At 65.3% G+C, this 12,329-nt stretch carries 6 protein-coding genes; 4 read left to right on the forward strand and 2 right to left on the reverse strand.

Annotated elements, in window-relative coordinates:
* The first annotated feature begins 252 nt into the window (after positions 1–252).
* The 4 genes from ACICHK_RS14725 (at position 253) to ACICHK_RS14740 (ending at position 8,288) form a co-directional block, all read left to right on the forward strand.
* Positions 253–5,673, forward strand: a complete 5,421-nt coding sequence (locus ACICHK_RS14725) for a DUF6531 domain-containing protein (RefSeq protein WP_406837253.1) — start codon at positions 253–255, stop codon at positions 5,671–5,673.
* A gap of 27 nt (positions 5,674–5,700) precedes the next feature.
* The gene (locus tag ACICHK_RS14730; protein WP_406837254.1) at positions 5,701–6,180 is read left to right on the forward strand and encodes a hypothetical protein; all 480 of its coding nucleotides are present in this window, start codon (positions 5,701–5,703) and stop codon (positions 6,178–6,180) included.
* Between the two features lie 1,026 nt (positions 6,181–7,206).
* Positions 7,207–7,563: a PadR family transcriptional regulator gene (locus ACICHK_RS14735; protein WP_406837255.1), complete on the forward strand. Its 357-nt coding sequence runs from the start codon at positions 7,207–7,209 to the stop codon at positions 7,561–7,563.
* Positions 7,560–8,288, forward strand: a complete 729-nt coding sequence (locus ACICHK_RS14740; protein ID WP_406837256.1) for a DUF1700 domain-containing protein — start codon at positions 7,560–7,562, stop codon at positions 8,286–8,288. Before ACICHK_RS14735 ends, ACICHK_RS14740 begins: the two co-directional genes overlap by 4 nt.
* Positions 8,289–8,582: 294 nt before the next feature.
* On the opposite strand, the gene ACICHK_RS14745 is transcribed toward ACICHK_RS14740, so the two are convergent.
* Together ACICHK_RS14745 and ACICHK_RS14750 are read right to left on the reverse strand one after the other, a co-directional pair.
* Positions 8,583–10,553 carry a TIGR03960 family B12-binding radical SAM protein gene (locus ACICHK_RS14745; protein ID WP_406837257.1) on the reverse strand — a complete coding sequence of 657 codons (1,971 nt, stop codon included), beginning with the start codon at positions 10,551–10,553 and terminating at the stop codon, positions 8,583–8,585.
* A 176-nt stretch (positions 10,554–10,729) separates the two neighbouring features.
* Positions 10,730–12,256 carry a CHAD domain-containing protein gene (locus tag ACICHK_RS14750; RefSeq protein WP_406837258.1) on the reverse strand — a complete coding sequence of 509 codons (1,527 nt, stop codon included), beginning with the start codon at positions 12,254–12,256 and terminating at the stop codon, positions 10,730–10,732.
* Positions 12,257–12,329 lie beyond the last annotated feature (73 nt).

Raw genomic sequence — 12,329 nt, forward strand, 5'->3', positions numbered from 1 at the left:
TCAGGCTCTTGTCGCGAGCGATGAAGCCAGTGGAATTTTTCATTCCGAATGCACAAACCGGGCGAGCGTAAGCTTCTACAGCGCTTTCAGTGCGTTCGCGGCCTGTCCTCTGCGTGTCCAGATCCAGCGTGTCCGATGCGGGAGAGGTTGACATTAGCCCATGCGGACCTGACAAGATCACATCTCCCTGTTGGCAACCTGGGTATTTTTCGCCCCAATGCTGAAAGGTTAGCTCCGATGCGGATTCGAATAGTGAGCATCTTCGCTGCAATAACGATCCTGATTGCACTGTTATACGCCAATTCCATGCAGCCGATGCCGAGTGGATACAGCGATCCGATCCTCCAGGTTTCAGCACCCGTCGCTAAGCGCACATCGAAGCCGCTTAAGCCCGCGAGGGCGATGACCGTCAAACAGCGAAGATACCAGTTGGATCGAGATGAGCTTCTGGCGACGCTTCGCCCCGGATTACGGCACAACAATCGCGTCCAGAAAGCATTGAGCAGCACGGTCGGTGACGGGCCCAGCACTATTAAGACCGGTCGCGGCACGCTCAAGCTTTCACGAAAGGCTGCTCCAGCAGCCACCGTGACTGATTCTAATTTCGAAGGAGCCATATGGGGATCTACCTACATCGTCAATGACGAATCACAGCTGGATCCCGCTGGCGTAGCAACGCCGCTGAAAGCGAATACTCCACGCAATCTCAAGGTGTACCCGAACTATCGGCCCGGGAGCACCACATGGTATGTGGGGGCAGATTGGCAGGAGGCTTCCAACGTTTTCCCGCTGATCCTGCGTGTGCAGTTGTATCGGGCTTCGGATAACCAATTGGTCGCGACGCGACTGACCAGCAGGGACACTTCCACCAGCGCAGAAACCAGTACTCAGTGCCTGCGGTGGAGCATGGGCAGCGCAGCGCCGCAGACGTGCCTGTGGTCGTTGCGTGACGGTGTGCTCGTCGGTAAGGCAGGCACGGCCTACTACGCAAAATTGTCGTACGCGACCGAGATGAAAAATCACTTCTACAAGGTGCCAGGCCAGGAGAGGCTGACCTACCGCGAATACTGGCTGCCCACGAAGTGGACAGCGACAGCCACCAGTCCGGCAGCGCCGGCTCTCTACACGCCGGGCATCAGCGACGGATTGTCCGGCCTGTGCACCTGCTGGTACCAGACGCGGATCGCCGATCCGGTGAACACCGCGACGGGCGCGGTCACGGAGACCGTCACCGACGCAGTCGTCCCGGGCAAGGGCCTTCCTCTCACCTTGTCCCGCTCGTATTCATCGGCATCCAGTGATACCACCAGCCTTCTCGGGAAAGGCTGGAAGCTGCCCTTCGAGGCCAAACTCACGGTTACAGCTGGCACCGTCACACTCAACGAAGCCGACGGCGCCAAGATCGGCTTCGTCAAGCAAAGTGACGGCTCCTACACGGCACCCAAGCCCGTGCGCTATGTCCTGGCGCAATCCAGCAACGGTTTCACGGTCACCAACATCGACCACACCAGTCGCGTTTTTGACACCTCCGGTCAGCTGACCGGCTGGCTGGACGGTGCTGGGCATGGCCTTTCATTCGGCTATGCAGGGGGAAAGCTCGCCAAGATCACGGACGCTGCCGGGCGCGCGACCACACTCGACGTCGACGCGGCCTCTGGGCGGCTCAGGTCGGTCACCATGCCGGGCGGCACGACGGTGACTTACGGCTACGAAGCCGGGCAGCTGAAAACAGTGACCGGAACCAATGGCGGCGTGACCACGTACACGTACGACGCCGGTCGGCTTACGACGGTTGTCGACCCCAAGGGAACCACTGTCACGCAGAACACCTACGACGCGACCACTGGGCGCATCAAACAGCAAGTCGACGCTTCCGGAGGCACGTACGCCTTCACCTGGCAACCCACCGCCAATGCGCCTGCAGGCTCGGGGAAATCGACCATGAAAGACCCGGGCGGCGGGCTCTGGACCGACGTCTACGAGGCCGGTGTCCTCGTCCGCAATTATCGACCCGCGGGCAGCAGCAACAACCGGGACTACGACCAGAACCTCAACGTCACAGCCGAATACGACGGCAACTCCAACAAAACGACACGGGCATTTGATGAGCGCGGCAACCTGAAGACCCAGGTAACAGAGGGCATTACGGAGATTTTCGACTTCGATTCCTCCAACCGCCTCAAGTCCGTGGCCAACGGACGCGGCTACACCACCACGTACACATTTGACGGAAACAGTGACCGTATCAAGACCCGTACGGGACCGGCTGGGGTCACAGCTTTCACCTATACGGCTGACGGCCAGGTCGAGACAGAAACGGCACCGGGCGGTGGCGTCACTCACTACGAATATACCGACGCCGGACTCGTGAAATCGGTGACGACTGCCGAGGGCAACAAGACCACCTACGGCTACGACGCCGCCGGCCGTGTCAAGACGGTGACGGAACCACGCGGCAACCTCGAGGGAACAGACCCGGCCAAGTACTCCACGAGCTACGACTACGACTCGCACGGGCGCTTGTGGAAGGTGACCGATCCGGAGAAGCACACCACCGCCTACGAGTATGACGAAAACGGCAACGTCAAGACCGTCACGGACGCGCTCAATCGGGCCGCCACGTACGAGTACAACAAGGCCAACAATCCGAAGAAGGTCACAAACCCCGACGGCAGTTCCTCAACCTGGGAATATGACGACCGCGGCAATCAGGCCGCAGTCGTGGACGAGACCGGTAGGCGTACCACATACGGATACGACGGCGAGAACCGCCTCTCATCCGTGACGACCCCTCGCGGAAATATCGCCGGAACTGACCCAGCAAAGTACACGACCACGTACGGCTATGACGGCAACGGCAACCTGACCAAGGTGGTCGATCCCACCGGAGCCCTGACAGTCACCAAGTACGACGCCTTCGATCAGCCGTATCAACTGACCGACCCCATGGGCAGCACCACCACAACAAAGTATGACGGCAACGGCAATCCAACTGAGGTGACCGACCCCCTCAACAAGAAGACGACATACACCTACACAGCAGCCGACCTCGTCGAAACGGTCACCAACCCACTGAGCAAGACCACGACATACGGTTACGACAAGGACGGCAACCAGACCTCGCTGACCACCCCCCTCGGCCGCAAGACGACGTGGACCTACGACCATGATGGACGGCTCACCAGCGAAACCGACCCCCGTGGTTACGCGGCAGGCGCCGACCCCCAGTCGTACACCACCCGATACCGCTACCCGGAGGCCGGCGGAAAGACCACTGTCACGGATCCTCTGGGCAACACCGAGACCACGGAATACGACAGCCGGGGTCTGATCAGTCAACACAGCGATGCCAACCAGCATCAAACGGGATACGGATATGACGATATTGGCCGGCTGAAGACGGTCACCGCCGCGGACGGCGGCCTCACGACGTACACCTACGACACCGCTGGCAACGTCAAGACACGCACCGACGACAACCAGCACACCACCACTTACGACTACGACGCCGCACACCGACTGAAGACAGTCACTGATCCGCTCAGTCACACCCTCAGCTACGACTACGATCCGGACGGGAACCGAGAGAAGGTCACCAACGCTCGCGGCACGGTGGCGACCACCACCTACAACGCCATCAACTTGCCCAACTCCACGGTGTACTCCGACGGCACACCCAGCGTTTCCCTCACCTACAACGCAGACGGCACACGGAAGACCATCACCGACGCCACAGGCACCCGCACGCTCGACTACTACGCGGGAGGCCGCCTGAAATCGGTCATCGCGCAGGGCCAGGCCAAGGGCTTCAGTTACACCTACGACGACGCGGGTCAACTCACCGGGCGCACCTACCCCGACGGGCGGGCCACCACCTTCACCTACACCTCCGACGGCGACAGGGACTCCAGCACAACCGACGGGCTGAAAACCACCTACGGCTACACCCCTGCCCGCCAGCTCTCAAGCGTCACGCTCCCCACCGCCAACGGCTACCAGGAGATCCGGTCCTACGACCAAGCCGGCCGGATGACCGACATCAGCAACACCAGGGGCACCAGTGTCCTTTCCTCCTGGCATCAGGAGCTCGACCCCACCGGACAGCCCTGGCGCCTTGATGCGACCCGCAAAAGCAGCGCCAAGTCCACGTACTACACGTACGACAAGGTCGGCCGCCTGCTCACCGAATGTGCCTCCACCACCAAAACCACAGAATGCCCCGCCGGTGAGGCCACGGACACCTATACCTACGACAAGGTCGGAAACCGGGCCACCCGGACTTCTGCCAGCGGCACAACCACCACATACAGCTATGACGCTGCCGACCGCCTCACCCAGACGAGTGCCGGCTCATCCACTACCGGATACGACTACGACCCGGACGGCAACCAGATCAAGGCCGGCAGCACCACCTTCGGCTACGACGCAGACAACCGCCTGACCGGTGTCACCACCAGCTCCACGCAGTACGGGTTCACCTACGATGCCGACGGCCTCCGAACGAAGGCAACAAAGAGCGGCACAGCACTGCGCACCACCACATGGGACCTCAACTACAACGACGGTTTGCCGCGCGTGGCAACCGAGACCAACGGGTCCGGGAGCCTCATCGCTGACAACCAATACAACTCCCTCGACCAGATCCAAGGAGAAACGGCCGGCTCAAGCCCCTTCTACCACCACCACGACCTGCTCGGCTCCGTGACCGACATCACCGACTCTGCAGGCGCCGCACAAACCGCGTACGACTACACCGCATTCGGCGAGCTGACCACCACCAACATCGCGGCCACCCCGCCGGTCAACCGGTTCACCTTCACCGGCGAGTACAAGGAGCCCACGACCAGCACCGCGGGCTATTACCTACGGGCCCGCAACTACGACCCGGGTACAGGACGCTTCACCACGCGAGATCCGTACGCCCCCGCGCAGGACACGTCATACACCCAGCCTTACGCGTATGTCGAGAACGCGCCGACCAGCCGCACCGACCCTAGCGGCCTGTGCAGCGTCACTACCCAGCTCAAGGACATGTTCACCGGCAACTGGGGCTGGAACAACAGCTGTACGAAGGAGGATCGCGAAACAGCGGGCAAGTCCCCTACCGCCCAAGCCGCCAAGAACCTGTCGGACACCACTACCCGCGGCCTGATCAACGTGTCTGGCCAAGCCAGTCTCGGTTTCCTCGACGGATTCACCTTCGGAACCTTCAGCTACTTCAGCGGAGCCCAGACCACCTGCCCGTCGGCCTACAACTTCGGTCTGTACGCGAGCATGGTGCCGTTCCCTGTTTCAGGGGGAAAGCACCTTGCCCTCGAGGGAGTGGAGTACGCCACCGCTTCCGTGTGGTCCAGGATCGCGGCGACTCAGCCTGCTTACTCCAACACTCTCCTTCCTAGATCGTTCAATCTGATGACTGCTACCGGTCGCCAGATCTGGGTGCACCCCAACGCGACGAAACACATCGCTGAGGAGATCATGCACAATTCCTTCTCTCGGAATATGAAGACCGAGGAAATGCTGGTCACCCTTGTCAGATCGGTGGATGACGCCACCAGGCAGGGCATCCAGTATGGTCGGAGGGTTCTCAGCCATGGCTGGGAACTGATCATCGTCCCAGGGAAGACGGTGCTGGACAATCCAGTGTTGAAACATGCGCGAAGGCTTGGGTGATCGAAGGTGCCGTTTGAGATTCTGGGAGTGAGTCCCGAAGTGAGGCATTTCGTCGAGATAGACGAATACGTCCCCTTGACAGTCCAATGGTCGGGTTACTCTCACCTGCGGGAAGCTCCACAATCCATTGTGTTGGACGCGGGAGCATCCCTGGTCGAAGTCAAGACGCACCGGGAAAGCGGTGAGGTGGTTGAACTCATCCTGATCGACATCGGTCAACCGGAGAACTTCGACACCTCGCTGAACGCCAGTGCGCCTGTGCTCATCGACTCAGGTGTTCCACTCGTGTCGTTCAAGGAATCTTCCCAGGACCGTTCGGTAGGCGGAGTCGACCTGTATGTCGACGGACTACGGCTCCGTCTGGGCGAGGGGCATACGGCGAGGGTGGTCGGCAGCCAGGATGCGGCGTTCGGGTTCTCGGATCCAGGTCACCTGGTCGAGTTCGACCTGAGGCTTGACCCAGACCGAATGGCTCAGCTGCGAGCGGTGGCCTGCGCCCGGCATTGAGCAGGCAGGATCACCGTACGCGCATGTGGATCGAGTTCGGCTGGAGGGCGGCAACGTGTCAGAACTGACAGCGCTGCCGCCCTCTCCGGCTCAGGCTGGCAATTTTTGGAGTGCCTGCCAGTGAGCCTCTTTCATCCTGAACAGTCGCAGGTCAGCAGTACGTGGATGGCTTGGACAGTGCGGCTGATGCGGCGAGTGGAGGAACGTGCTCTGCGCATGATGTATGAGCAGCTTCGTCCGGCCAAGGCCGGGACACGCGTGGAGAGCAGAGGGAGCCACCTTGATGGGGTGGAAGCAACTCGTAAGTCAGCCACGTGAGATACACGAGCGCCGAGTGCAGGGACTCACGCTGTCCAGCGCCAACAAGCCCCCTTCCCGGTCAGGGAAGGGGGCTTGCAAAGTCACACAGTCATGCAAAAGCCGCTACAGACCTTCAGACCCACTCCACCTCGGAAACGATGTGCAGCGAAGCCTCCGGACCCGGCAGGGGCGTCCGGAGGGGTGCTGACGACACCGGCGGGCGAGGGGCGGAGACGCCGACTGCGGACAGTGCGGCCGTCACCTCGTCCTCGCTAACCCCCGCCAACGCCTCAATCACCCGATCGAGTGCCCCGCTCACGTCAGTGAGAGTGACCGCTCGCGGCAGGCGTCGGACCAGCGTTCTTCACCGTCAGCGGCAGCAACTTCTTGCCAGTAGGGCCGATCTGGATGTGGGTGTCCATCTGCGGGCACTGAGCAACCCGCAGCCCCTCCGGTCGCTGACAACCGCTGGCTCGTTCGGCTTCCTGCCGGGACACCCCATCCGCTGAGGGCTGTCGTCAGCCGCTGCTCTTCGCTTCTGCTGGTGCCAGTCGCTGACGCCAGGGCGCGCTTCGGCAATCCGAGGTGCGGGGGCTGCCCGGGCCGACTACCTCCGCGCCTCGCAGAAGTGGTGCCGGTCCAGACTTCGGCTGCATCTGTGCGACCCAAGAGCCGCTGGTCAGAACCACCTTGCGATACATGCAACTGCCATCTACTATGCATTGCATGGAACCTGGCAAAACATTGAGCCAGCTCCGCAAGGGGGTCCTTGAGTACTGCGTGCTGTCGCTTTTGCGTGACGGTCCGCGCTACGGCACGGAGCTTCTGGGCGAGCTGGCGGAAACCGGCGCACTGGCGACGAGCCAGGGCACGGTGTACCCGCTGCTGACCCGGTTGCGACGCGAGGAACTGGTGACGACCGACTGGAGCGAGTCGCCCAGCGGCCCGCCGCGGCGCTACTACGCCCTGACGGACAAGGGCCGCACCGCACTCGCGGACTTCGCCCTCGTCTGGGCGGAGTTCACCCAGGCCGTCGACCGCCTCATCACCCCCGACCAGCACGCCGACCGGAGAGCACAGTGAAGACCACCGCCACCCACCCCGAGATACGCCGCTACCTGGCCGCCGTCGACCGCGCCGCCTCCGCCCTGCCCACCGGGCGCCGCAGGGAACTCCTGTCCGACCTCTCCGAGCACATCGACGTCGCCCTGGCCGAACGGCCCGGCGAACTCGACCGGATCCTCGCCGAACTCGGCGACCCCCAGGACATCGCCGCCACCGCCGTACGCGAGGACGCCGCATACGACGACCCCGAGCAGCGGCGCGGCAACCCGCGCACCGTTGTGGCACTGCTCGCGGCCAGCTCGGTGATGGGCCTGCTCACCGCAGCGCCGCACGCCGACGCGCTGAACTTCCCGATCCTGGTCGTCACCGCGCTCGGGTTCATCACCCTGGCCCTGTCGGCCTGGTGGACCACCGCACGCAAGTGGACCACCGCCGCCTGGTTCATCCTGCCGAACCTGTTCCTGCGCGTCGTCGACCAGGCCTTCGGACTGGGCCACCCGGCCGAGTTCGCGATGTCCTGCATCTCGGTGGTCGTCCGGGCCGGCATCCTGGTCTGGCTGTGGCGTCACCGCGTCACCCCCGAGGGTCCCGGACGCATCGCCTTCCGCCTTCCCCGCTGGGCCCGCATCCTGCTGTGGACCCTGCTGGTCCTCTTCCTCGCCTTCGAGGTGTTCATGTGGGTCTCGGCCTTCGCCGTCACCGACGGCCTCTCCTCGATGAAGGAAGGAACCTTGAACTCCTAGGACCAAGTCCGTCGGCCCACCGACCGACGAACGCCGACGAGCCCCCTTCCCAGCCAGGAAAGGGGGCTCGCAGGGTCATGGATGTCACGCAGAAGCCGATCCGGGCCTCAGACCCACTCCACCTCGGAAACGATGTGCAGCGAGGCCTCAGGTGCCGGCAGCGGCGTCCGAACGGGCGTCCGCGGCGCCGACGGGCGAGGCAGCCGGACGCCGACCGCAGCCAAAACCGCGGTCAGCTCGTCCTCGCTCGCTCCCGCCAACGCCTCAATCACCCGATCGAGTGGCCCGCTCACGTCAGTGAGAGTGACCGCTCGATGCCGGCGTCGGACCCGCGTTCTTGACCGTCAGCGGCAGCAGCTTCTTGCCGGTCGGGCCGATCTGGATGCTGGTGTCCATCTGCGGACACACCCCGCAGTCGAAGCACGGGGTCCAGCGGCAGTCCTCGACCTCTGTCTCGTCGAGGGAGTCCTGCCAGTCCTCCCAGAGCCAGTCCTTGTCGAGGCCCGAGTCCAGGTGGTCCCAGGGGAGGACCTCCTCGTAGGTGCGCTCGCGGGTGGTGTACCAGTCGACGTCGACGCCGAAGGGGGCCAGTGCCTTGTCGGCGCAGGCCATCCAGCGGTCGTAGGAGAAGTGCTCGCGCCAGCCGTCGAAGCGGCCGCCGTCCTCGTAGACGGCGCGGATGACGGAGCCGATGCGGCGGTCGCCGCGGGAGAGCAGGCCCTCGACGATGCCGGGCTTGCCGTCGTGGTAGCGGAAGCCGATCGAGCGGCCGTACTTCTTGTCGCCGCGGATCTTGTCGCGGAGCTTCTCCAGGCGGGCGTCCGTGTCCTCGGCGGAGAGCTGCGGCGCCCACTGGAAGGGGGTGTGGGGCTTGGGGACGAAGCCGCCGATGGACACCGTGCAGCGGATGTCGTTCTGGCCGGAGACCTTGCGGCCCTCGGCGATCACGTTCATCGCCATGTCGGCGATCTGCATGACGTCCTCGTCCGTCTCCGTCGGCAGGCCGCACATGAAGTACAGCTTCACCTGGCGCCAGCCGTTGCCGTAGGCGGTGGAGACGGTCCGGATGAGGTCCTCTTCCGAGACCATCTTGTTGATGACCTTGCGCATGCGCTCGGAGCCGCCCTCGGGGGCGAAGGTCAGGCCCGAGCGCCGGCCGTTGCGGGTCAGCTCGTTGGCGAGGTCGACGTTGAAGGCGTCCACGCGGGTGGAGGGGAGGGAGAGGCCGATCTTGTCTTCCTCGTAGCGGTCCGCCAGGCCCTTGGCGATGTCGCCGATCTCCGAGTGGTCGGCCGAGGAGAGGGACAGCAGGCCCACCTCCTCGAAGCCCGTCGCCTTCAGGCCCTTCTCGACCATCTCGCCGATGCCCGTGATCGAGCGCTCGCGCACCGGGCGGGTGATCATGCCCGCCTGGCAGAAGCGGCAGCCGCGGGTGCAGCCGCGGAAGATCTCCACGGACATGCGCTCGTGGACCGTCTCGGCCAGGGGCACGAGGGGCTGCTTGGGGTAGGGCCACTCGTCGAGGTCCATCACCGTGTGCTTGGACACGCGCCACGGGACGCCCGACTTGTTCGGGACCACACGGCCGATGCGGCCGTCGGGGAGGTACTCGACGTCGTAGAAGGCCGGGACGTAGACGCTGCCCGTCCTCGCGAGGCGGAAGAGGACCTCCTCGCGGCCTCCGGGGCGGCCCTCCGCCTTCCAGGCGCGGATGATCTCGGTCATGTCGAGCACGGCCTGCTCGCCGTCGCCGATGATCGCCGCGTCGATGAAGTCGGCGATCGGCTCGGGGTTGAAGGCCGCGTGGCCGCCCGCGAGGACGATGGGGTCGTCGAGCGTGCGGTTCTTCGACTCCAGGGGGATGCCGGCCAGGTCCAGGGCGGTCAGCATGTTCGTGTAGCCCAGCTCCGTGGAGAAGGACAGGCCGAACACGTCGAAGGCCTTCACCGGGCGGTGGCTGTCCACGGTGAACTGCGGGACCCGGTGCTCGCGCATCAGCTCCTCGAGGTCCGGCCAGACGCTGTACGTGCGCTCGGCGAGGACGCCCTCGCGCTCGTTCAGCACCTCGTAGAGGATCATGACGCCCTGGTTGGGCAGGCCGACCTCGTAGGCGTCGGGGTACATCAGGGCCCAGCGGACGTCACAGGACTCCCAGGGCTTGACCGTGGAGTTGAGTTCTCCGCCGACGTACTGGATCGGCTTCTGCACATGCGGGAGCAGAGCTTCGAGCTGTGGGAAGACCGACACGGCGGTTTCGGCAGGCATCTCGCGAACCTTCGTGAGCTGATGGGGGTGACCATCTAGCGTAACGCGATCGGAGGGGCCCGCCGCACCGCCGGACGGACACAGGGCTCCCACCACCTCCCGGCCCCCGTCTCCGGTGCCGCGCCGCCGGACGGGTGCTGGGGCTCCGGTCCTGTCCGTGACCTGCGGCGACGCCGTCAGACCGCCGTCTGTGCCTCGATCTTCTCCCAGGCTTCCGGCAGGGCCGCCTCGACCGCGGCGGCGCGCTGCTCCTCACGGCCGTAGAGCACCCCGTAGGTGAACGAGCTCTCCCCCGCCGCGTGGGCCAGGGCCGCCAGTTCCCGCAGGGTCTCCCGGGTCATCACGCTGTCCTGGTGGTCGCCGAGGAGGCTCTGCAGCGACTTCATCGACTTGACCAGGCCGGCGGCCGGTGCGCCCAGGGCCGGGGCCGCGGCCTCGGCGGCGTAGCGGGTGCGCTTGGCCTTCTTGCGGGCCTCGTGCATCGCGTGGTCACGGTCGCTGCCCGGCGGCTGGTCGAGGGCCTGCTCGACGAGGTCGGAGACCTTTCCGAAGTCCTTGCGGACGGCCTTCGCGATGACCTTCGCGGGGTCGCCCCCGGCCGCCTCGAGCAGGGGCGGGTCGGCGACGAGCGCTTCGAGCGCGGTGAGCAGCGTCAGGTACCGCTTGCCGTCCAGGACGGCGATCAGGCGGCGCCGGGAGCCGCCGCGGCGGGCGTTCGCCCAGGTGCGCAGCCGGGTGCGGACGGGTCCGGAGAGCAGGGTGCGGGGCAGTCGGCCGAGGGACTCGGTGAGCCGCTCGGTGAGGACTTCCTGGTCGCGGCCGACGCCGAGCTCGCCGGCCAGCCATTTCAGTTCGTCGCCGATCGGGTCGGTGACGGCGCGGTCCAGGACCTTCCCGTACGAGCGGAAGGTGCTGCGCATCCGGCGGGTGGCGACGCGCATGCTGTGCACGGAGTCGGGGAGGTCGCGGCGGACGGCGGGATCGAGTTCGACGATGGCGTCGTACTGGGCGCGGAGGTAGGCGAGGACGTGGTCGCCCGCGTCGGCCGGCTCCTTCTCGGGGGCGGGCTTCCCGGCTCGCTTCCCGGTCTCGCCCAGCGCCTTCGCCAGCTTGGAGGACGCGGTGGAGCGCCTCAGACCGGCTTTGCGGAGCTTCTTCTCGACCTTGTCGAGGAAGGCGGGGTCTCCGTCGTCGGCGAGTTCGACCTCGATCTCGGTCCAGGCCGCGGTGCCTTCGCCCGCGCCGATCCGGTCCGCGCCGATCCGGTCCGCGCGGACGCGGTCGAGGCTGACCTCGGCGAGCAGGGCGCCGGAGTCGTCGACGAGGTGGCGGACGTCGCGGGCCGAGCGCAGGCGTACGAGGGGGACGAGTTCGGCGTCGCGGACGCGGGAGCGGACGAGGCCCGCGAGCGCGCGGGGCACGGTGTCGGAGAGGGGGGCCCGGATCTCGTCGCGCACGCCCTCGGAGACGGGGAGCTTGAGGTGCCAGCCGGCGTCGTCGCCACCGGTGCGGCGGCGCAGGGTGAGGGAGGCGGCGGCGAGGCGCTGGTCGGGGGTGTCGTAGTAGGTGGCGTCGAGTTCGGCGACACCTTTGTCGACGATGCCCGCGACGCCCGGGACGCCGCTCAGGTCGGGCATCTCGGCGCCGCCCTCGGCGGCGGGTCCTTCGTACTTACGCTCGATCTCGCGCTTCGTGTCCGCCATGACCCGAATCTAGACGTGTTTGCGGGCCGTGGGCAGTAGCCGACCGGCCCCGGCTCGGCCGGAGGTCGCCCTG

Origin of the sequence: Streptomyces sp. AHU1, assembly GCF_045343905.1 — a bacterium.
Classification (GTDB): Bacteria; Actinomycetota; Actinomycetes; order Streptomycetales; family Streptomycetaceae; genus Streptomyces; species Streptomyces triticiradicis.

Bases quoted from the DNA above. Each gene is read 5' to 3' on its own strand.
- ACICHK_RS14735 (WP_406837255.1), top strand. From the start codon at position 7,207: ATGGAACCTGGCAAAACATTGAGCCAGCTCCGCAAGGGGGTCCTTGAG.
- ACICHK_RS14745 (WP_406837257.1), bottom strand. From the start codon at position 10,553: ATGCCTGCCGAAACCGCCGTGTCGGTCTTCCCACAGCTCGAAGCTCTG.
- ACICHK_RS14750 (WP_406837258.1), bottom strand. From the start codon at position 12,256: ATGGCGGACACGAAGCGCGAGATCGAGCGTAAGTACGAAGGACCCGCC.